Genomic DNA, 20790 nt, shown 5'->3' on the forward strand with positions numbered 1-20790 from the left:
CAGCCGGCCTGGGTCCACCGCCTCCAGATAAAATGCTGGCGCGTTGTGGTCTCGTGCCATTCAGTGTGACCTAGAACGCGATGATAAAAATGGCGAAGTCTGGAAAAAATGGTGCGCATCTGTAGAACCAAATTGCAATGGCTCAAGCATACAGCCGTCAACCTTCGTTCTCAACTCTTAATGACACCTTCTTATGCTTGATCAACTTTCAGGCGCTTTTTCGACATGTGCTGCGCGATGAGCATCGTCGCCGCGATCACTGCCAGTAGGCTCGCAGATTGCCAATACCGCATGATGAATCCTTGGCTGAATGCGGCCAGCGCGATCGACATACCGAAGAATAAGATTGAGGCGGTGTATGGAGAACGTAGCTTCCCCCAACGCCAAGCGAGGACGGTCACAACGCAGAAGAACAAAGTCACCCCGGCCGGCGGCGGTGAAAATTTAATCGGCGGCAAACGCCCGAAAGCGTCGATGACCGGTGAGAGCGAAAGTCGGTTGTCGGTGAAGGTCGTGAGATTGAAGGGGTTCGGCCCTTCAAAATATGCCCTACGTTCCCGCCGGTGGTCTCTTTCGATCAACCACTTTTTCGCGTCTTGCATCCTCTGATCATAGGTTTTCCCGTCCCCGACTTTGAAGCGCGTCGAAGGGGAGAACAGATAACGCAGTAAGGAAGCCGCCACATCCTGCGTGACCTCCATCGGGACCGCCTTAAGAGTTTCAATCCCAACTCTACCGTAGAGCTTCGAAGCATACTCGGGTCCATCGATGACTATGGACTGGCCAATGCCGGATACCATGACCTCTTCTTTAGGAAGCGTCCCCAGCCTGTCGGCCTGCACTTTTCCGGCCAGCTCCCTGCTTGCGGGGCCGAACGCCGCATCACCGAAGAACGCGACGGGGCGATAGAACAGGAAATACTCCTTGATCTGATAAGGTAGCTCTTTTCCTGTGAAGCCTTTGAAAACCACGGGCGGAATAATGCAGGTTGCGGCATAGACCGTGATCATTCCCGCCACCAGCGCCGACGCACCACTTCGCGAGAAGCGCTTGTGGCGATAGCTTAAGCCCGTCGCCGCCAGCATGCCGCAGAAAAGAAAAAGCGATTCAGGGCGAACACCGAACGTAAGGCCGCAGCATGCCGACGCGGCGAGCATCCATGCTACAGCCTGCCCGCCCGTTTCGCGCCTTTGGGCAACGTCAAACATGCCGAGAGAAGCGAGAGCAAGTGGTGTGAAGATATTCTCTGTCAGGGGGCGGTCCCATTCGATCCAAACGGCGGCGACGAGGATCAGCGCCAAGCTTACCCAGAATGCGCCCGGCCGCTCCAAGGTCGCATAGCACCAAGCCGAGATCGTGAAGAATGTTAGAAGCGCAAAACCCGCTAGAGTTATGGTTATCGTGTCAATTGTGACACCGAACACGAGCTGCGGAAGGTAGTAGGCGAGGACCACGTAAATACGTGAGCCGATCTTATAGGCAACGGTATCGACCTGTCCGATAGACCAGGAGTGGCCCGCATGCAGATAATTTGCTGCATCGGGCGAAAATGCGGGCGGAGAAGCGGCAGACCACAAAGCCAATACCGCTGAGAATGCCGTGAGTAGAAGTATCGGAAGGACAGAACCGGTTGAGGCGGTGCGTAATCGCCGCGCGTGGTCTAGGTCGATCGACATGCCCTTCCTCCGATTTTCAGACGCGCACTCTACAGACTGACAGTCGGAAGTACACCACCCGAACAACCTTAGGAAATCACCATGGACAGAACCGTACCGAAAGGCGCGGCGCTTTCGCTTGCTCTGCTGGAGCGAGCTTACGGCCGAGTCTTCACCAATGCCCAGCGCGCCAATGCGCAAAGCGTGATCGACGCTATCCGCCAGTACGGCGAGCGCTTCGGCCTTCTCCAGCCGCATCGTCTCGCACAGTTCCTCGCGCAGATCATGCACGAGAGCGGGGGCTTCAAGTACGATCGCGAGATCTGGGGCCCGACGCCGGCACAGAAGCGCTACGAGGGCCGCAAGGATCTCGGCAACGTCCAGAAGGGCGACGGCTCGCGCTTCCGGGGCCGTGGACCGATTCAGGTCACGGGCCGCAACAACTACCGCGCCTTCACCAAGTGGGCCAAAAAGATCGATGCCGCCGCGCCGAACTTCGAGAACGCACCGGACAAGCTCACAACCGACCATTGGGAGGGGCTTTCGCCGATCTGGTATTGGGACGAGGGCAACCCCGACAAGAAGAGCCTGAACCGCCTTGCCGACCGTGGCGACATCGAGAACATCACGCGGAAGATTAACGGCGGGCTGAACGGCTACGACGACCGCCTGCGCTACTACGACCGCGTGTCGCTGGCGCTGCTCGGCTATGCCGTCAATGAAATGCCGCGCTTCCAGGCTGATGCCGGCCTCAAGGACCGTTCCGGCACGTCGGGCCCGCTCACCCGCGCCGCGCTGCACAAGGCTCTCCTCAAGCAGACTGCCGCACACCGCCTGTCCGATGACGTCGCCACGGCCCCAGTTGTGGAAGAGATCGAGGTCGCAGTGCCGGTCCCGGTGGAAAAACAGGTCGTTCCCGTCGCCGTCGAGAAGGAGGTGAAGAAGAAGTTCAACCTCTTCGGCTGGATCGGCGGCCTCATCTCGTCCGGTGGTCTTGGCGCCCTCGGCCTGTCGGGGATGAACTGGCAGGGCATAATCGCCATTGGTGGCGCGCTGCTCTTCGCTGCCCTTCTCGCTCTTGTGCTTCGCCACTGGCTCATCAGGGCCGTGCGTGAGGTCCGCGAAGGGCTTGAGTGATGTTCGGCCTTCTGGACGGCCTCAAGATCGGCGCCGGAGCAATCCTCGGCGCCGGCCTGATCCTCGGCCCCGCATATCTCTACGGCAAATCTGCCGGCAAGACCGAGGCGGCAACCGCGGCCCTTCAAAAATCGATCGAGGTCATGCGCGAAAGGAGCGCCACCGATGATGAAATCTCTCGTTCCGATCTTGCTGGCATGTGCGCTTATCTCGGGCTGCTCGAAGACGACCAGCGCGAGTGCATGCGACGGCTGGCGCAAGCTGACCATGAACCTTGAGACAGCGCTCTACGTCACCCAGAATGACCGCACGCTTGCCAACGGTGTTGCCTCGCACAACGCGCACGGCACGCGGCAAGGCTGCTGGAAATGATGCCAGACCAGACCATCCTTGATGCCGGCAAGTCGATCACCGATGTCGGCGTGGTCGGCGGCGTCCTCATCCTCAGCTGGCTCGCCCTGGCATGGGTGGTGCGGACCTGGCGGAACGATCTCGACAAGCGGGACGCTCTGCTCGCCGAAGAACGCGCCGCCCATCAGAAGACGAAGGATGATCAGATTGCCGACCTTCGCAATCTCGCCCGTGTCGCCGAGGGCGTGGAGAAAATGCACGAAACTCTGATCGCCATGGCCGTGAGAGGGGAGAAAGCATGACCCTGCTCCATCGCATTCTCAGGATCCGAGCCACGCCAAAGGCGGATCAACACCTCGAGCGGCTATCGGCGGCCACGGATCAAGAGCTGCTGCAACGGCGGCAGGATCTTCGCCAGAAGGTTCAGAAATTGGAAAGCGGCGGACGGGTCATGGAAACCATGGCCGGCGCGATGGGGATGATGCGAGGGCTTGACCGTGGTTAAAATCAAAGGGAACTGGCTGCTGATTGCTTCGGTCGTCGCCGTGGCGCTCTACTGGTCCGTGGCGGCATTCGTCCCCGGGGCGTTCATGAGCGCTATTGGCTCGCTGGCGCTCCTCGCCTTCGGCGGCGTCTCGTTCGTCCTGTATTCCGAAACCGCCTTCCGGGTCGTCGTCATGGGCGACAGGAGCGGCGAGGATGATGGCAGCCATCTCGCGGTCTACGGGACTTGGCTGCTCGGGGCAGGGGCCGTGTGGAGCGGCCTGTTCGTCCTAGCGTGGCTTTGGTACGGGCAGCCGGCGTCGTGGACTGGCACCGCCTCCTCGTCCTTCGGCCGGCATGTCATGGCGATAGGCTTTCTGCTGATGTTCATGGCGCCCCAGACGTCGCAGCATGGAATCATCATCAAGCGATCGGCCTGGCTCTTTATCGCTCTGGCGCTCGCCATGTCGGCCGGCGTCTGGATCGGCGCGAACCTCAACGTCTCTGAGCGACCCAACATCGGCCGCCTCTTCCTCAAGATCGACGGCTCACGGCCTCAGTGTCCACCCAACCGCGAGGTCTGGGTCGCTTCCAACTCGCGGCTCTACCACACGGCAAACAGCCGATATCGCGCCGCCGTGGTGCCAAGGCGATGTTTCAGGACAGAAGCAGAGGCAAAGTCGGCGGGGTTCATTGCCGCTCGATAAGTCTGAACAGAATCAAACGCCCCACTGTCCCGCCTGGGATGGTGGGGCTCTTTTTGCGTTTCAGGGCTTCTGATTGCCGCAGATCAGATGCTTGAGGCTGTTGTAGGACGGTGTCCGATCCTTATTAACTCCCGAGCTGCATATTGGCTGACCTCTGCCACCGCACTGGCTGCATGTGTAGCGCCGGCCAATGGCTCGCTCGTTCGGGGGAAACTTCGTCAGGTCGAGATCGATCTTGCGATCGCAGGGGTCGCAGTAAACTGTGACCTCCATTCCAAGGGCGATCATGTCGGCCCAGGTGCCATTTCCCGGCATACCGCTTCTCCATCCGGAGGGCCGCATCCCTCGTTCTTCATGTGTTCACGTTTCGCCCGCGGGCTAGATGATGCTCTGCGAGAAAAGAGTCAATGCCGCCGCGAGAACAATGCCGAAACTGCTTTTCGGAAATTGAAGAGGACGAATTTCGGAAATATCCCCTTGCGCCCTTTCTCAATTCGTTCTAAACGCCCGGCACCACTCGCTTTATAGCAAACGGACGGCCTCGTGGCGGAGTGGTTACGCAGAGGACTGCAAATCCTTGCACCCCGGTTCGATTCCGGGCGAGGCCTCCACTCTCTTCCCTCAACATGAATCGATGTCGGATGGTCGCGCTGCGACCTATTTTGCCGAGGCGTCGGAACGTTTCCGCGACAGATGGATTTTCCTCGCGTCATTAGCCCGAAGGAGGAATCCATGAAATCGCTGTCCGACATTTTCGAACATACGCTGCAGGACGTCTATTACGCGGAGAACGCCATCACCAAGGCTCTGCCGAAAGTGGCGAAGGCCGCCGGCAGTGCGGAGCTGCGCAAGGCTGCCGAAGAGCATCTTGCGGAGACAAAGGAGCAGATCAAGAAGCTGGAGCAGGTCTTCAAGTCGATCGGCAAGACGGCGTCCGGCGAAAAGTGCGACGCCATCGAAGGGCTGATCAAGGAAGCCGACGGCCTGATGAAGGAAGCCAAGGGCACCGCTCTCGACGCCGGCCTGCTGGCCGCCTGTCAGGCTGTCGAGCACTACGAGATCGCGCGCTATGGCTCGTTGCGGGAGTGGGCGAAGGACCTCGGCCATGACGAGGCCCACAAGATCCTGAGCGAAATCCTCGACCAGGAGAAGGCGACGAACAACAAGCTCACGAACCTTGCCGTCACCGCCATCAACAAGACGACCACCAGGGCAAAGGCTGCCGCCTAGCGGCAGAGCGCGTGATTGAGCTGACTTTCATGAGGGGCACACCGCAGGGTGTGCCCCTCATGCGTTTATTGCGCTGGGGCGCCTTCCAGGCCGACGAGGGCGATCTTGCCGTAGCCTGCGGCGCGCAGCAGGTTCATGACATCCATGACGCTGCCATAGTCGACGCTCTTGTCGGCGCGCAGCAGGATCCGGGTGTCCTTGTTGGCTTCGGTCACCGCATCGAGTTCGGGGCCGAAATTATCGCGCGCGATCTCGCCATTGCCGATGGAGACCCTGAGATCCTTCTTCAGCGTCATGAAGACCGGCTTGTCCTCGCGGGGCGTCGGCTGGGCGACGGAGGAGGGCAGGTCGACATTGATATCGACGGTGGCCAGCGGGGCCGCGACCATGAAGATGATGAGCAGAACGAGCATGACGTCGATGAACGGCGTCACGTTGATTTCGCTGTTCTCCTCGAGATCGTCGCCGCCGCCTTCCTTGATCTTGCTGGCCATGACGTTACCCGACCTTCGCGATGGTGCCTGCGGCGCGCTGGGCGTGCTGGCGGTGGGCGCGGCGCACATCGAGGTCGCGGCTGGCAAGCCGTTCGATTGCGGCAGAGGCATCGCCGAGCTTCTGGCGGTAGCCGGTGATGGCGCGGGCGAGGAAGTTGTAGATCACGACCGCCGGGATGGCCGCGACGAGGCCGATGGCGGTTGCCAGCAGCGCCTCGGCGATACCGGGCGCGACGATGGCGAGATTCGTGGTCTGGGCCTTCGAGATGCCGATGAACGAGTTCATGATGCCCCAGACCGTGCCGAACAGGCCGACGAAGGGCGCCGTCGAACCGATGGTTGCGAGCAGGCCCGTTCCCTTGGCGATGCTGCGGCCGGCATGGATTTCCATGCGGGCGAGACGCGATGCGATGCGCTCCTTCACGCCGCCATCGGAGACATGATCGAGAACGCCTTCCGACGCACTCATCTCCGCACGCGCCGCCTGCGTCATCCGACCGACGACGCCGCGGCCGACGGCCGCTTCGCCATCCGCCAGACCGCGGGCGGCAACGAGTTCGCGAACGGCGAGGCTCGCCGAACGCTGGGCCGCACCGAGTTCGGCCAGCTTCACCAGCAGCACCGTCCAGGTCACGATGGAGGCGAAGGCGAGGCCGAGCATCACGCCCTTCACCACGATATCCGCCGCCATGAACATGCCCCAGGGCGACAGGTCGTGCGGGAGGCCGGCTTGGCGCTCCTCACCCGCGGCCTCGTCGGCATCGAGCGCATCGAGTTCGGTAGCGGCGTCGGCCGTATTGTCCGCCGTTGAAGGCTGCGTGGTGGTTTGCGTCGTAATCGCCGGCGTGGAACCTTCGCTCTGGCCAGCCTCCGGCTGGCCTTCCGTCTGGGCCAACGGGGTCTGTGTCTGCGCCAGAACCATATGCGGGGCGGTGATCGCCATCAGGATGATCGCGAAAAGCAGTCGAGACCGTTTCAGCACGGCGTATTCCTCTTGCATCTTCAAGTTCAAGAGCCCGGTGGGGCAGGGACACGGCGCTGGCGCCGTAAAACATGAGTGTCCAATACGACATTTACGGTGCGAGAGGCAATAATATGTTGACTCTATTGTTCATGATAAAATGACGGCAATCCGGGCCTGGTAGGGCGTCATCGGCAAAGGGCGCGGTTTTTGCGCGCAATCGCCTTGCGCCACTGGACACCCGGCCCGAAAGCGCACTAAGAGAACTGCGATGCATCCGGCACGGGACCGGGCCTTTGCGCCGGTTCACGCCGTCTCACTTCAAGGGCTAGAGATGATTGACTACAAAGCAGCGCGCACGAAGATGGTGGACAACCAGATCCGTACGACGGATGTGACGTCGCACGACGTGCTTGACGCCTTCCTGACCGTCGCGCGCGAGGAGTTCGTGCCCGCGGCCGCAAAGCCGCTCGCCTATATCGACAACGATATCCAGATTGCGCCCGGCCGCTACCTGATGGAGCCGTCGCCGCTCGCCAAGCTCATCCAGCTCGCCGAGATCGCGGCAAGCGACGTGGTGCTGGAAGTGGGCTGCGGCACGGGGTATGCCTCGGCCATCCTGTCACATCTGGGCAGCTCCGTCGTGGCTCTCGAAAGCAATGCGGACCTTGCTGCAACCGCGACCGAAACGCTCGCGCGCCTCGGCTACGACAATGTCGCTGTCGTTACCGGCGATCTCGAGGCCGGCTATGCGGCTGAAGCCCCCTATGACGTGATCTTCGTGCATGGTGCCGTCGAGTTCGTTCCCGACGCGCTTTTCACGCAGCTGCGCGACGGCGGCCGCCTCGTCGTGGTGGAAGGCTACGGCAATGCCTCGCAGGCCCGCCTTTACATCAAGGAAGGCGGCCATGTTTCCGAGCGCTATGCCTTCAATACGGCGGTCAAGCCGCTGCCGGGCTTCCGCAAGGCCAAGGATTTCGTTTTCTGACGAGATTTTGTCAGGAAGGATTCGAGGAGCCCGCAGCACCCGTTGCGGGCTCTTTCTTTTGCCGGGCCGCAGGGCATTGCTCCGCCCGTGGCCTTGGCAGGGTAAACAAATCTGTGCATCACTGATGACACATGATTCGCGGCGATTTAGTTCGTCTGCGAACTCGCCTAGGGTCTTCGGCAGGTCCGGCCCGCCACGTCTTGTACGCCGCGGCCGCCGCGAGAGAACGGGGATAGAAATGGCTCAGCCAAATGTAGCGCGTGAACCGTCCATGGATGAAATCTTGGCGTCCATCCGCAAGATCATCGAGAACAACGAGGCCCAGCCGGACCTTGCTCCCGATGCGCAGGACGACGGTTTCGACATCACCACGGAAAGCCATTCCGCGCTGCCGGACCATCCCGCCGTCCTCGAGCGGTTTAGGATGGAGGAGCCTCAGCCCGCTCCCGTCCAGCCGATCCGGCACAGCGAACCCGGGCAGGGCGCCCAGCCGGCGCTTTCGCTGGCGGATGTCGCCGCGCGCGTCCGTGCCGCATCCGAGCGTCATGTCGCTGCCCATCGCGAACCGGCCGAAAGCGATCCGGTCGTCCCGTCGCCGGGTTCCCGCGAGGAGAGCCCGCTGGTCACGAGCCGTATGTCGGCCGGCGCCGGCCGCTTCACGCCCGTTGAGGAACCCGTTGCCAGGATGGAGCCCGCTGCCGAAGAACCGGCACCGGCGCTGGTGTCCGAGCCTGAGCCCGCTCCTGTTCAGCCCGTTGACATACAGCCGGCCCGGCAGGAACAGGCCGCCACGGCCGAGGTCACCAGGGATATCGCGGCACTCGTGTCGCCCGCTGTCGGCGAACGTGTGGCGCTCTCCTTCGGTGCGCTGGCGCAGGCGGTCGATGCCGGCCCGCGCCGTTCCTTCGACGAGATCGCCGAGGACATGCTGCGTCCGATGTTGCAGGAATGGCTGGATGACAACCTGCCGACGCTGGTGGAGCGCCTCGTGCGCGAGGAAATCGAACGGGTGGCGCGCGGCTCGCGCCGCTGATCGCCCCCGTCTCTCCCGAAACAGGAACGATTTAAGCCGCGCCGGGCCCCCGGGGCGGCTTTTCTTCTGATATTGTTGACTTCATGCCGGCCATCCGGTTTACAAACCACACCGATAAACAGCAGGCCACGCACCAAAATGCTTGAGAAAAATTACGATTCCGCAGCGGTCGAGCCGCGCATTGCCAAGGCATGGGAAGACGCGGATGCCTTCAGCGCCGGCGAGGGCGCCGAACCCGGCGCCGAGACCTTCACCATCGTCATCCCGCCGCCGAACGTGACGGGCTCGCTGCATATGGGCCACGCGCTGAACAACACGCTCCAGGACATCATGGTCCGCTTCGAGCGCATGCGCGGCAAGGACGTGCTGTGGCAGCCGGGCATGGACCACGCGGGTATCGCGACCCAGATGGTCGTCGAGCGCAAGCTCGCCGCCGAAAAGCTGCCGGGCCGTCGCGAGATGGGCCGCGAGGCCTTCATCGAGAAGGTCTGGGAGTGGAAGGCGGAATCCGGCGGGCTGATTTTCAACCAGCTGAAGCGCCTCGGCGCCTCCTGCGACTGGTCGCGCGAGCGCTTCACCATGGATGAGGGCCTGTCGGAAGCTGTCCGTGAGGTCTTCGTCTCGCTTTACAAGGAAGGCCTGATCTATCGCGGCAAGCGGCTGGTCAACTGGGATCCGAAATTCGAGACCGCGATTTCCGACCTCGAGGTCGAGAACAAGGAAGTCGACGGCCATATGTGGCACTTCAAGTACCCGCTGGCCGACGGGGCGACCTACACCTATGTCGAGAAGGACAAGGACGGCAACGTCGTCTTCCAGGAAGAGCGCGACTATATCTCGATCGCCACGACGCGTCCTGAGACCATGCTGGGTGACGGCGCCGTCGCCGTTCACCCGACCGATGAACGCTATGCACCGATCGTCGGCAAGCTCTGCGAAATCCCGGTCGGCCCGAAAGAGCATCGCCGCCTGATCCCCATCATCACCGACGAGTATCCGGAGAAGGATTTCGGTTCGGGCGCGGTCAAGATCACCGGCGCGCACGACTTCAACGACTATCAGGTCGCCCGCCGCAACAACATTCCGCTCTATCGCCTTATGGATACCCGCGCTTCCATGCGCGCCGATGGCGAGCCCTATGCCTTCTATGCGGCGCAGGCGCTGGAAATTGCGCGCACGGGTGCGGTTCCCACCGAGGCCGAGGTTGATGACATCAACCTCGTTCCCGACGAATACCGCGGTCTCGACCGTTACGAGGCGCGCAAGCGTATTGTCGATGCGATCAATGCCGAGGGACTTGCCGTCACCGTCAAGGATGCCGAAGGCAACGACATTCCCTATGTCGAGAACAAGAAGATCATGCAGCCGTTTGGCGATCGCTCCGGCGTCGTCATCGAGCCGATGCTGACCGACCAGTGGTTCGCCGACGCCAAGACGCTGGCGGAGCCGGCCATTGCCTCCGTCCGCGAGGGGCGCACCAACTTCGTTCCGAAGAATTGGGAAAAGACCTATTTCGACTGGATGGAGAACATCGAGCCCTGGTGCATCTCGCGTCAGCTCTGGTGGGGCCACCAGATTCCGGCCTGGTATGGCCCGGACGGCCAGGTCTTCGTCGAAAAGACCGAGGAAGAGGCGCTTCATGCTGCCATCCAGCACTATATCGCCCACGAAGGTCCGTGGAAGGCGTGGGTCGAGGAAAAGCTGGAGAACTTCGCGCCGGGCGAGATCCTGACGCGCGACGAGGATGTACTCGACACCTGGTTCTCCTCCGCTCTCTGGCCGTTCTCGACGCTCGGCTGGCCGGAACAGACGAAGGAGCTGGAAAAGTACTACCAGACCGATGTTCTCGTCACCGGCTTCGACATCATCTTCTTCTGGGTTGCCCGCATGATGATGATGGGCCTGCACTTCATGAAGGACGAGGCCGGCAATCCGGTCGAGCCGTTCCACACCGTCTATGTGCACGCCCTCGTTCGCGACAAGAACGGGCAGAAGATGTCGAAGTCGAAAGGCAACGTCATCGACCCGCTCGAACTGATCGACGAGTACGGCGCGGATGCGCTGCGCTTCACGCTGGCCATCATGGCGGCGCAGGGGCGCGACGTGAAGCTCGACCCGGCCCGCATCGCCGGCTACCGCAACTTCGGCACCAAGCTCTGGAACGCCACGCGCTTTGCCGAGATGAACGGCGTGACGAGCGACCCGACATTCGTGCCGGAGACCGCGTCGCTCACCATCAACCGCTGGATCCTGACGGAGCTCGCCCGTACGGCACGTGACGTCACCGAGGCTATCGAGACCTATCGCTTCAACGATGCGGCAAGCACGCTTTACCGCTTCGTCTGGAACCAGTTCTGTGACTGGTATCTCGAACTGCTGAAGCCGGTGTTCGGCGGCGAGGACGCGGCGGCCAAGGCCGAATCCCAGGGCTGCGCGGCCTATGTTCTGGAGGAGATCTACAAGCTGCTCCATCCGTTCATGCCGTTCATGACGGAGGAATTGTGGGCGCATACCGCCGGCGAGGGCAAGAGCCGCGACGGTCTCCTCTGCCACGCGGGCTGGCCGGCCCCAGCCTATGCCGACGATGCGGCCGCCGACGAGATCAACTGGCTGGTGGACCTCGTTTCCGGTATCCGCTCGGTGCGGGCCGAAATGAACGTGCCGCCGAGTGCGACGGCGCCGCTCGTCATGGTCGGCACCAGCGCGCAGACGAGAAGCCGCCTGGTCACGCACGAGTCGGCGATCCGTCGTCTCGCACGGGTCTCCGAAATCGTGCTCGAGGACACCGCACCGAAGGGTGCGGCCCAGATCGTCGTCGGCGAAGCCACGGCCTGCCTGCCGCTCGGCAGCCTGATCGATCTCGCGGTGGAGAAGGCCCGCCTTGAAAAAGCGATCGACAAGGCGAAGGCCGAGGCGGCGCGTATCGAGAGCAAGCTTTCGAACGAGAAGTTCGTTGCCAACGCCAAGCCCGAACTCGTCGAAGCGGAGCGGGAACGCTTTGTCGAACTGGAGCAGCAGCTCGCCAGCCTGGCCCTGGCGCTTTCGCGGGTCAGCGAGGCCGGCTGATTCTCCATTGCCGACGTTGCGAAACCGCGCCGAAACGTTTCGGCGCGGTTTTGTATTTGAGGACAGGGCACAAAAGCCGCGCTGTATCAAAAATGTGACATTGTGCTGTCCTCCGGAAATGGTCATCTCAATTTCAGGAATTATTAAGTGATTCTTGGAAAGATTTTCCGAAGGCTCGGCATAGTGAGGGGCTTCAGAAAAAACTTACGTAATTTCGCGACCTGCGCTGGAAAACACCGCGAAAAACTGGGGTTTGCCAAGTCGGATGTCGTCTTCGATAGTCTTCATGGACAGGCGTGTGCGAGGGGGCACTTTCCGCACGTCGCTATTCGCAGGGGAGGAGCGCATGCGTAAGAAGAATTTCGGTCTCGGGGCCATGACAGCCGCCACGCTTTTGGCGGCCACATCGGCACAGGCGGGCGGCCTCGAACGGGGCGGTTACAATATCGACCTGCTGTTCGACCCGTCAGACTATGTCATCGATTCGTCCGTGACCTATGTCAACCCGCAGCGCAAGCTGAACAATGTGCGGGATACGAACCCGCTCGATGGGACGAATGCCGGTCGCCCGAGCGACGGCGTTCGCGCCACGGAAGGGTATTGGGTTCCCAGGGTCGGTTTCAAGGCCGGCATCGGCGAGGCGGTCGACTGCATGTTCGACTATTCGCAGCCGTGGGGTGCACACCTTAACCAGGGCCGAAACTGGGTCGGTGCGAACGAAAACATCGAGACCAAGATCAAGAGCAACAATTACGCTACGACATGCTCCTATTCTTTTGATGCCGGGCCGGGAAAATTCCGCATCATCGGCGGTGCATTCTATCAGGAAGTCTCGGGCTTTCAGGAGCGCCTTGCCGCAGAACTGCCGGCGTTTTTGCCGTTCAGCGGCGTAGGGCGATTGGATCTGAAGGGCGATGGCTGGGGCTGGCGTGTCGGCGCCGCCTACGAAATTGAAGAATACGCGTTGCGCACGAGTCTTGTCTACAACAGCGCGGTCGATCTCGATAACATCACCGGCACGCTTGATCTCAGGCAGCTTCCCGGTGGTTTGGGTGGGAACCCGCTTGCGGGCGGGCTCACCCCCGTTTTCGGGGCGGCGAGCATGCCGGACTCTCTGGAGTTCAAGTTCCAGACAGGCGTAGCACCTGGCTGGCTCGTATTCGGTGGTGTGAAATGGACGGACTGGAGCCAGTTGCAGAGCCTGTCGTTCTGCCCGCAATCGACACGCGCCATCGCTTGCACGTCGCGCGGTCCAACGGAAGCAACGTCTCTTGACCTCTTCTATCGGGATGGCTGGACCGTCTCGGGAGGTGTTGGCCATAAATTCAACGAGCAGTGGAGCGGTGCGCTCAGCCTGGCGTGGGATCGCGGCGTCTCCACCGGCTTGGGAACGCATACCGATACCTGGACGCTCGGCGCCGGCGTATCCTATACGCCGACCGAAAACATCGAGCTGCGTGTTTCCGGCGCCCTTGGCCTGCTGACCAGCGGCTCATCTGGGCCGATCGTACGCGATGGCCAGACCTTCGGCCGTGCCGCCTACGATTTCGACAATGACCTGGTTTCCGCCATTTCGACCTCCCTTAAGGTGAAGTTCTAATCTAACGGCAAGTCTTCAAGACGAAAGGCCCGGCGCATAGCGCCGGGCCTTTTTACATTGCGAAGGTCTTTCTGAGCTAAAACAAGAACCGGGGCGTTTCCGCCCCTGTGCCGCGCCACTAGGTTTGTCATTTGATGATGCTAATAAAACTGTGGAATCAACAGGCCTATTCTGCGCTCGCGCCACCGGGAATGTCATTGCGCCAAGCAATGTGTCATTGCAGGTAGGCGTAGCATGACGGGAGCTACGGATCCCTGCGTTCAGTCGTATTCCTCTGGCCATATTCAAGTGTGCCAACTCGTGTGCCCGTGACGGCAGTAGTTGCGGGGATCTGAGAATCACCTCAGGTTGCGTAGTCGCAATCGGTATCGGGGGGATTTCGATCAATGGGCAGCAGGACATCGGGCCGTCTTACGGACTACAGTGGCGTGAAGAATTCGAACGGCACCGGAGGCACCAGCGGAGTTGATCGCTGCGGGCAGTCCTTCGATTGTTCGCTGGAAGACGTAGCGCAGTGCGACTACTTCACATTGCATGGTACTGTCCCGCCTGTGGGAACCGAGTTCGCCATGCGCGCGTAGGCTTCGATCCAGTTCTCCGTGCAGACTTCGTCCTGTCCCATCTCGAGGGCGTCTTCGATCGCATAGTAGATGATCTGCATGATGATGCCAAAGCGGCTGCGCGCGCCGTGCATGAGCCGCTCGATGAACTCGTGGGGCTGATCGGGCGACATCCTCAGCCCCGCGCGATCCTCGACAAGAGTGTTCACGATCCACTCCACGTAAGCAGCATCTTCTTCGAACGTGGGATTTGTCACCACCAAGGGGTCCGTGCGCCGCTCCATTTGCTCTGCGGGATCCCGTTCGATCACGGCTTCAATTTCCGGCAACCCAACCAGAGCGAGGTGAACTGGCCATGATTTGTCCTGCAGCATATTCTTCATTGAATTGGCCACAAAGGCAGGACCCTTGATCTTGGGTGCCTCCAAAACATGCTGGAACTCATCGATCACGAGGAGCCGAACGCCGTAGTTCAGTAGGCTTCGGCGGAGTTTGTTGTACACGGAAGCCCCCCGACCGATGACGGTGCTCTCGTACCCGAGGCGCTCCAGGATCTCTACCGCGAGGTCGGTCATGGTGCATCCAGGTGGCGCGATCACGTAGAGGATCGGGCGCATCAGATTGCCGTAGCCGTCGTCATAGTCCTGGAGGGTGTCGAGCGACTTGAGCGCCTTCTCCACGATCGCGCTCTTGCCAGTGCCGGATTCGCCCATAATGATAAGGGCGTGGCCGGGCGCGCGCTCGTCTTGGATGCCACGCTCGAGGCGTCGGAGCTTCACCAGGAGTTCTTCGTCATTCTTCGTCTTGAAGTATGTGCTGCGAACGCTCGCCATGAGGTCGAAGATGCGCTGGTTATTGGAATCCAGCGTCTTCCTGCCATGGCTCCGTCCGCCGCCGCTGCTCAGCTCATCCACGTGGGGTCCTCACTTCTCGTCTACTTTCCAGTCCGGATTGAACAGTCGCTTGCGCTGAGATGGCTTTGCCTCGACGCGCCCGGCATCCTCGTCATTGGCGATCCTGCGTGGGCTTGGAGTTCGCCGTCGAGCAGACGGCGTCTCGCCGTCCTCCGCATTGGCCTCCTGCCGCGCTTTGGCGAAACGGTCAGGATCAAGGGGAGTCGAGATGCTGGGTCCCACCACATCCCTGGCGCTGTGGGGAACAGACGTGGGCGGCAGCTCGGGCGGGGTGTCGTCAAACTCTGCTGGAACATAGTCTCCCCAGTCCCGATTGGCGTTCGGCTGGAAGAGGACGTTCTTGAACAAGGTCCGGTTGGCATCAAGGAGATCGGCTTCCGTGACCGCATGCGCGGCCACGTTATGCCTCTCCTCCGCAACCTTGATGTCGTGCTCAGTCTCCCTGAGGGCCCTTCGGATGATGGCGAGATCGGCTTCACGACGAGTGAAATGCAAACTGTTCTAACGGACAGCGAACTATAACAAGCTCACTGTTGCAGCAACTGACGCGTGGCATATGCAAACGGGGGCAGATGCGGCCTCCACCGCAGCGACGGAGTTCGAACGAATGACTGGTGACACGCGGTTTACGCAGGTCATCAACAATCCGGATGACACCGATGCCTGGCGTGACGCACTCGTCAGCATTGCCTTTCCGGGAGTGGAATTCAGCGCTTCTACGGGAGCGCCATATCTACCACGCAACTTCGATCGGCTCATTACAGCGGGTGGCGATTTCGGGTCAGCGGAGAAAGTATGCAATGTGATCTGGCTCAGGCCGAGTGGGGCGACATGGGGCCGAACGTTGAAGGTCGGCGAGACCTTGGCGAGGATAGGCGACACGCTACGCAACGCTGGCAAAAAGGTCCGAACCACGCTAGCGATGCCGCGTTCCACGCACAAGTCTGTTCGACAGAGCCACAAGCGACTCTTCGATCGTGGTGTCCTGCTGCCTCAGGGGCACTTGCCCGCGAACATGGAGATACTTATCGTAGGTGCCAAGGTAGCGTTTGTGAACGTCCATCTGCCGGTGGGAACCCACTCGGTACCTATTGGCGGTATTGTCTCTAATTCGAAGCGGCTCGTCCGTGTAGTCGAGAAGCTTACACCGGGGCAGGCCGACGGGTGGGAGCAACTATGGGATGCGCCCGCATCGAGCGCGAATTCCGCGGGGCCCGATTAGGCTGTCGCCATTCAGAGACAAGCCGCACTCGCCCCCGGAAGGCCATATCCTTGTCCGATTAAAGGCCATTATCCTTCTGCAGCGCGTTGAGAAAACGTTGCGCGATCGCGCCGTCAACATCGCCCTGCATCGACAGATAAAGCGCCTTTTCTTCCAACGCCCTTATGTCAACTATCTTGTTCCAGCTTTGCCGAGAGACTTTCTCGTAGTTGCCCGCGGTCGATCTCACTGGACTCAGGGGCGCTATCAACAGCGCTCGCAAGCCCTCTGGCGTCTCGATTGCCTGCTTCGTGAACGTCAAGACCTCTTCGCCATTTCCGGTGCCCCACCAAAACCAAAGTATGTCGCGGGGCTGCGCTTGATCCAGCAAGGTTCCCTCGGCGGCCAGCGATCTCACGCGATCGAGAAGTCTTTTACGAAGATCGCTGGTCGCGACACCGAGGGCATGGCTTTTCTCCGGCGCACCCTCACTTGTCACGTCTCCAGCCAAATGACGCATTAGTTCGCTAAGCAGTGAGATATCTGAGGCTTTGTCGATCGCGGATTTCATTAGACTAACGCGCTCATCCTCCGACAAATCCGTCAAAGCTTGCGTGACCATTGCGCGGATTGAATCTTCCATAGAGGAGTCGAAAAGGGCTGCGGCTTGCCATCCTTCGTTAGAGAGAAGAATATGAGCATAGTCCATTAAGGCAACGAACCAAGCCTCTCGATCTGTATTGGAATCCCGTAGAGCCTCGCCTACCAACTCGATCAGCGAGCGACGGATAGGTGGACGGTCTTTCTCCGCCGCCGCCATCAGACGAAGCTCGTAATCACGAAAGACGTCGGCAGGATCGCTGAAGATGTCAGCTTCGAATTCGGCTGTACTCGAGAGCGCAGTGTCTGGCGTGAGCCGGAAGTAGTTTTTCGCGAAATCGGCTTTCTCGATGCGCCGACTGTTGCGTTCGTTATGTCGCTGCAAAGTGTCGAGCATCTCGGTTCCGAGCAAGCCCTTAGCCTGCGGAAACATAATCGAAAGCGCGGCTCTTGCTGCATCCTCATTCTTTGCGTCCTTGAGTAGGGCTAGGAGTTGTTTTTTTGCTAGATCGCCCAGGGACATATTAGACCGCCAAATCGTTGTAGTTTCTCCTCAGCCAGTGGTACACCGCTGGCTCGTGGATACGAAGGGTCTCGAGTAAGAGCAGGTCGACGGGATCGGTATGGCTGCCAACCCCGGAAAGAGCTACCGAAAACGAGTTCATCAGTCTTCTAACATCTCTCGGAGTCCCAATGTAACGGCTTAGCGTTAGAAACCAAGCAATGTTTAGCCTGCGTGTCGCTACTGTTGACCAGTTTGTAACGAGAGACTCAAGGTCAGCATTCAGAAGATTGAGTATCTCTGGAGGTTCAAGCGGCGGAAGGTGAATTGGATACTGAACGATCTTCTGCAGATATTCGTGTCCGTCGACGTTGAATGAGGTGGAAATCAGACTTCCAAGCCTAACTTCGTCATAGCAGAGCAGGTAAACCACGTTCGGAAGGTCGCCGAGCCCTTTCAGAAGGGAAACCATTTCCACCGCTTCATCAGGCGTCAGCCGATCGAGATCATCCACGACTACAAGGATTTTGGTTCTGTTCGACCGGCCAAGCTTTTTCCGCAGACGCGCTCGAACACTTTCGACCGTTGGTCCATCCGTCATCCGCTTTGCCAATCGATTGGAGACGTCGACCCCCGCCGAAAATAATCCACCTAAACCCGCTTGCGCCACGACGTCCGTGGCAGCTCCCACGATCGGAACCACATTAGAAAGTCGATTCAACACCGAAGCGAATGCTTTCCGAACGTCGTCGCCAAGTTTTTCCCCAACGACGCGCGCAAGATCACTGAGCAGCGCACTTGCGAGCTCGGCCTTGCCTGGAAATAGCCAAGGTGAAAACCGTACGACTATATTGCGCGGTTTCTCTTCCAGCCGCCGGAGTAGGTCCCAGTAGCGTAACGCCAGTTCCGTGTCTTCGGTCGAACCGCACTGAATTCTGAATTGTCGGTCCCGGTGGTGCTTGTTCCAAAGTTGGACGTCGAGATTTCTTTCAAGGAAATCGTCGATCAGATGCTCAACCCGGCTAAAGGCGTCGGCCATCGCTTCCAGATCAAAGATTGAGGGTACATCCTCATCCTCTCCGCAGGCACGGATCATATCAACATGCCTGAGGTACCGAATGGTAAGCTCGGCCACGCTAGATTTTCCAGAGCCCCACTCGCCAATCAGACCGATGACAAAGCCGTCATTGGCAACCGCTAGGTTGTCGATCGCATTGGCGAGTGCGAGTGAGAATGGTGCGCGTCCCAAGGCGTCATCTTGAGGCAGGCTGATGGGACGGTCGCTATAACGCATGATTCGAACTTGGATTGGACTTTGTTTTATCGTTCGTACTGGAGAAGTCTTGATCACCCAAGCGGCAGCTAGGTGCAAACGGCAAGTTTTAGCTGATTTTCACAAGTTTGGTCCACGATTCAACGCGTTGTCGCATGCTGTGCCAATCTTTTTTCTTCACGCCAGCCCGACTGCATGCCGTATTCTCGTTAGACGCTCTTTGCTGCGACTTTTGGGCTTCCAAAAACTACTGGGATTGATAGTTCATCGACGGCCTGTAATGAGCAGGGTTGGGCTACGATTAGCTGATCATCGAGGACAGCAGGCGGGCCGCAGGTTCCGCGAGCCGGCTTGTCATCGCTGTCTCGAGCGGAGCCATTATGCCAGGCTTTGGCGCTTTCCCACAGTTCCGGCACGGTTACGCAAAACACCGCGATCATCATCACCGCGGCAAGGACGCCGCTTATCCAGGATGCAAGTTTGAAGGCTGCTTCGGCTCTGTCTGCGGGGCTGGTGACTAGGTTTTCGTATTCTTTTTCCGGAATGAAGCGATAGAGTCGACCGCGCCACTGCTGCCGCAGGTCGCGTTGGATCGACACAAACTGGCGTCCGCTTACTATGGTCACCGTTACATAGAGGCAAAGTACGAATCCGATTAGAAGTACACCAGCGGCGACCGCGGCGCTGCTGGTGCTCATCGTCAAGCGCGCGACGACCAGACCGATGCCACCGAACAGAGCGCCGCTTACCGCCGCGGCAAGCTGCCGCGTGCTGTCTCCGAGCTTTGACGCCTCGTCCGACACCGCCTTTCCTCGATCGCGACGGCAATCCGATAAGGTTTATATCCCGGAAGCTCCCCGACCCCAGCTACGATTGCTCGCTCGTCATTGTGTCGGGTGCCTTCCTCGCCGAACTCTATCAGGAGTACGATGTCGCGCTTCTCGAGTATAACGTTCGTGCTTTCCTCGGCAGCAACAACAAGGTCAACGCCGGCATCCGTCGCACGCTCAAAACCAATCAGGAACGCTTCCTGGCGTACAACAACGGAATCTCGGCCACGGCTCGTGACGTCGAACTGACCGACGACGGCTCGGCGGTCAAGTTTGTACATGGCCTCCAGATCGTGAACGGCGGTCAGACCCTCGCAGCGCTTCACCACGTGATGTATGCGGAGAAAACGGATATCTCGCGCGCCGAAGTCGCGATGAAACTCACGGTAGTGCGGGAGGCAGACGAACCGTCGTTCGTCGGTGAAATCTCCTCCTATGCGAATACGCAGAGCATCGTCCAGATCGCGGATTTCTCGGCTAACAGACCGTTCCACATCGAGATCGAACGTCTATCGCGATCGGTCTGGCTTCCGGGAGAGCGGGGATTGTGGTTTTACGAAAGGACGCGGGGACAATACAACGTCGCCCGTTCCCGGGAGGGTAGCAGTCTCGCTGCAAAGCGGCGGTTCAAGATACGTTGCCCCCCCGCCCGGAAGTTCTCGAAGACCGATCTTGCTAAGTACATCAACGCCTGGGCCGGCCTGCCGCATCTGGTCTCCAACGGTGCGCAGTACAATTATAAGGCCTGGCTGGACGAGGTCGAGGAGGGCGAGTGGAGCCCAACCGAGGACTGGTACAAGGACACGATCGCCAAAGCTATCATATTCAAGGCAGCTCAAAAGGCGGTCCGTGAAGGGAATTTTCCCGGTTATCGCGCTCAGATTGTGGCCTACCTTGTCGCCCTTGTGAGTCAGCGGATTGGAAGCGAGATCAATCTGAGAATGATCTGGCAACGGCAAGTCGTCAATAAATCCGTCGATTTGTGAAGCGATCCAAGCTTTACGCGCCTCCCTCGCGTCACCCGCCTCTCGAATCGCCGCAATGATTATGGCGACTAGAAAAACGGCACAGTGAACCTCGTAGTCGTTTCCTCGTCTATTCGCCCGCCCGCCAGCGTTTTTCTTTTTCAAGAATGTGATGTCCCCGCGAGAAAGGACGTCTCGATAATCATCTGGCTTGGGAAGTTTCGGTGGTCGTTTTGATCT

General features: G+C 59.8%; 19 protein-coding genes and 1 tRNA gene. 12 read left to right on the top strand and 8 right to left on the bottom strand.

What is annotated here, in order from left to right:
* Window positions 1-191 precede the first annotated feature (191 nt).
* Complete coding sequence (locus B5M41_RS12790) at window positions 192-1676, bottom strand: hypothetical protein (protein WP_134652640.1); 1485 nt, start codon at window positions 1674-1676, stop codon at window positions 192-194.
* A gap of 81 nt (window positions 1677-1757) precedes the next feature.
* On the opposite strand from B5M41_RS12790, the gene B5M41_RS12795 reads away from it, so the two are divergent.
* The 7 genes from B5M41_RS12795 (at window position 1758) to B5M41_RS12825 (ending at window position 5563) form a co-directional block, all read left to right on the top strand.
* Entirely contained in the window at window positions 1758-2792 is a 1035-nt protein-coding gene (locus tag B5M41_RS12795; protein WP_230640076.1) for a glycoside hydrolase family 19 protein, read from the top strand.
* The gene (locus B5M41_RS12800) at window positions 2792-3070 is read left to right on the top strand and encodes a hypothetical protein (protein WP_230640077.1); all 279 of its coding nucleotides are present in this window, start codon (window positions 2792-2794) and stop codon (window positions 3068-3070) included. Before B5M41_RS12795 ends, B5M41_RS12800 begins: the two co-directional genes overlap by 1 nt.
* 90 nt (window positions 3071-3160) lie before the next feature.
* Complete coding sequence (locus B5M41_RS12805) at window positions 3161-3445, top strand: hypothetical protein (RefSeq protein ID WP_134649237.1); 285 nt, start codon at window positions 3161-3163, stop codon at window positions 3443-3445.
* Entirely contained in the window at window positions 3442-3648 is a 207-nt protein-coding gene (locus B5M41_RS12810; RefSeq protein WP_134649236.1) for a hypothetical protein, read from the top strand. The genes B5M41_RS12805 and B5M41_RS12810 overlap by 4 nt, the downstream gene beginning before the upstream one ends.
* A complete protein-coding gene (locus B5M41_RS12815; protein ID WP_461675937.1) occupies window positions 3641-4333 on the top strand; it encodes a sunset domain-containing protein in 693 nt (230 codons plus the stop codon). Before B5M41_RS12810 ends, B5M41_RS12815 begins: the two co-directional genes overlap by 8 nt.
* Before the next feature lie 537 nt (window positions 4334-4870).
* Window positions 4871-4944 (top strand) — tRNA-Cys (locus B5M41_RS12820).
* A gap of 121 nt (window positions 4945-5065) precedes the next feature.
* The gene (locus B5M41_RS12825; protein ID WP_134649234.1) at window positions 5066-5563 is read left to right on the top strand and encodes a YciE/YciF ferroxidase family protein; all 498 of its coding nucleotides are present in this window, start codon (window positions 5066-5068) and stop codon (window positions 5561-5563) included.
* A 65-nt stretch (window positions 5564-5628) separates the two neighbouring features.
* On the opposite strand, the gene exbD is transcribed toward B5M41_RS12825, so the two are convergent.
* Both exbD and exbB read right to left on the bottom strand, forming a co-directional pair.
* Entirely contained in the window at window positions 5629-6057 is a 429-nt protein-coding gene (exbD, locus tag B5M41_RS12830) for a TonB system transport protein ExbD (RefSeq protein WP_134649233.1), read from the bottom strand.
* Window positions 6058-6061: 4 nt separating this feature from the next.
* Complete coding sequence (exbB, locus tag B5M41_RS12835; protein WP_230640078.1) at window positions 6062-7039, bottom strand: tonB-system energizer ExbB; 978 nt, start codon at window positions 7037-7039, stop codon at window positions 6062-6064.
* Between the two features lie 316 nt (window positions 7040-7355).
* Between exbB and B5M41_RS12840 the strand changes: the two genes are divergently transcribed.
* From B5M41_RS12840 to B5M41_RS12855, 4 genes are all read left to right on the top strand, one after another.
* The gene (locus B5M41_RS12840; RefSeq protein ID WP_134649248.1) at window positions 7356-8006 is read left to right on the top strand and encodes a protein-L-isoaspartate O-methyltransferase family protein; all 651 of its coding nucleotides are present in this window, start codon (window positions 7356-7358) and stop codon (window positions 8004-8006) included.
* A 238-nt stretch (window positions 8007-8244) separates the two neighbouring features.
* Window positions 8245-9039 carry a PopZ family protein gene (locus tag B5M41_RS12845; RefSeq protein ID WP_134649232.1) on the top strand — a complete coding sequence of 265 codons (795 nt, stop codon included), beginning with the start codon at window positions 8245-8247 and terminating at the stop codon, window positions 9037-9039.
* 138 nt (window positions 9040-9177) lie between these two features.
* The gene (locus B5M41_RS12850) at window positions 9178-12105 is read left to right on the top strand and encodes a valine--tRNA ligase (RefSeq protein ID WP_134649231.1); all 2928 of its coding nucleotides are present in this window, start codon (window positions 9178-9180) and stop codon (window positions 12103-12105) included.
* A 346-nt stretch (window positions 12106-12451) separates the two neighbouring features.
* On the top strand, window positions 12452-13705 hold the full coding sequence (locus B5M41_RS12855) for an OmpP1/FadL family transporter (RefSeq protein ID WP_134649230.1): 1254 nt from the start codon (window positions 12452-12454) through the stop codon (window positions 13703-13705).
* Between the two features lie 520 nt (window positions 13706-14225).
* Here B5M41_RS12855 and B5M41_RS12860 read toward each other — a convergent pair.
* The 5 genes from B5M41_RS12860 to B5M41_RS12880 form a co-directional block, all read right to left on the bottom strand.
* On the bottom strand, window positions 14226-15179 hold the full coding sequence (locus tag B5M41_RS12860; protein ID WP_134649229.1) for a TniB family NTP-binding protein: 954 nt from the start codon (window positions 15177-15179) through the stop codon (window positions 14226-14228).
* A gap of 9 nt (window positions 15180-15188) precedes the next feature.
* Entirely contained in the window at window positions 15189-15578 is a 390-nt protein-coding gene (locus B5M41_RS12865) for a hypothetical protein (RefSeq protein ID WP_134649228.1), read from the bottom strand.
* Window positions 15579-16459: 881 nt separating this feature from the next.
* Window positions 16460-17503, bottom strand: coding sequence for a hypothetical protein (locus B5M41_RS12870; protein ID WP_134649227.1), 1044 nt, complete (start codon window positions 17501-17503; stop codon window positions 16460-16462).
* Between the two features lies 1 nt (window position 17504).
* On the bottom strand, window positions 17505-18776 hold the full coding sequence (locus B5M41_RS12875) for a KAP family P-loop NTPase fold protein (protein ID WP_134649226.1): 1272 nt from the start codon (window positions 18774-18776) through the stop codon (window positions 17505-17507).
* 188 nt (window positions 18777-18964) lie between these two features.
* The gene (locus B5M41_RS12880; RefSeq protein ID WP_167719060.1) at window positions 18965-19558 is read right to left on the bottom strand and encodes a hypothetical protein; all 594 of its coding nucleotides are present in this window, start codon (window positions 19556-19558) and stop codon (window positions 18965-18967) included.
* On the opposite strand from B5M41_RS12880, the gene B5M41_RS12885 reads away from it, so the two are divergent.
* The gene (locus tag B5M41_RS12885) at window positions 19540-20571 is read left to right on the top strand and encodes an AIPR family protein (protein WP_167719057.1); all 1032 of its coding nucleotides are present in this window, start codon (window positions 19540-19542) and stop codon (window positions 20569-20571) included. The two genes, B5M41_RS12880 and B5M41_RS12885, sit on opposite strands and share 19 nt — an antisense overlap.
* Window positions 20572-20790: the final 219 nt, after the last annotated feature.

This window comes from Shinella sumterensis, assembly GCF_004514425.2.
Taxonomy (GTDB): Bacteria; Pseudomonadota; Alphaproteobacteria; order Rhizobiales; family Rhizobiaceae; genus Shinella; species Shinella sumterensis.

What these genes read in the sequence shown, in the direction of transcription:
- B5M41_RS12850 (WP_134649231.1), top strand. Translation starts at nt 9,178, where the DNA reads ATGCTTGAGAAAAATTACGATTCCGCAGCGGTCGAGCCGCGCATTGCC.
- exbD (WP_134649233.1), bottom strand. Translation starts at nt 6,057, where the DNA reads ATGGCCAGCAAGATCAAGGAAGGCGGCGGCGACGATCTCGAGGAGAAC.
- B5M41_RS12875 (WP_134649226.1), bottom strand. Translation starts at nt 18,776, where the DNA reads ATGCGTTATAGCGACCGTCCCATCAGCCTGCCTCAAGATGACGCCTTG.
- B5M41_RS12805 (WP_134649237.1), top strand. Translation starts at nt 3,161, where the DNA reads ATGATGCCAGACCAGACCATCCTTGATGCCGGCAAGTCGATCACCGAT.
- B5M41_RS12825 (WP_134649234.1), top strand. Translation starts at nt 5,066, where the DNA reads ATGAAATCGCTGTCCGACATTTTCGAACATACGCTGCAGGACGTCTAT.
- B5M41_RS12790 (WP_134652640.1), bottom strand. Translation starts at nt 1,676, where the DNA reads ATGTCGATCGACCTAGACCACGCGCGGCGATTACGCACCGCCTCAACC.
- B5M41_RS12810 (WP_134649236.1), top strand. Translation starts at nt 3,442, where the DNA reads ATGACCCTGCTCCATCGCATTCTCAGGATCCGAGCCACGCCAAAGGCG.
- B5M41_RS12845 (WP_134649232.1), top strand. Translation starts at nt 8,245, where the DNA reads ATGGCTCAGCCAAATGTAGCGCGTGAACCGTCCATGGATGAAATCTTG.
- B5M41_RS12870 (WP_134649227.1), bottom strand. Translation starts at nt 17,503, where the DNA reads ATGTCCCTGGGCGATCTAGCAAAAAAACAACTCCTAGCCCTACTCAAG.
- B5M41_RS12800 (WP_230640077.1), top strand. Translation starts at nt 2,792, where the DNA reads ATGTTCGGCCTTCTGGACGGCCTCAAGATCGGCGCCGGAGCAATCCTC.
- B5M41_RS12855 (WP_134649230.1), top strand. Translation starts at nt 12,452, where the DNA reads ATGCGTAAGAAGAATTTCGGTCTCGGGGCCATGACAGCCGCCACGCTT.
- B5M41_RS12795 (WP_230640076.1), top strand. Translation starts at nt 1,758, where the DNA reads ATGGACAGAACCGTACCGAAAGGCGCGGCGCTTTCGCTTGCTCTGCTG.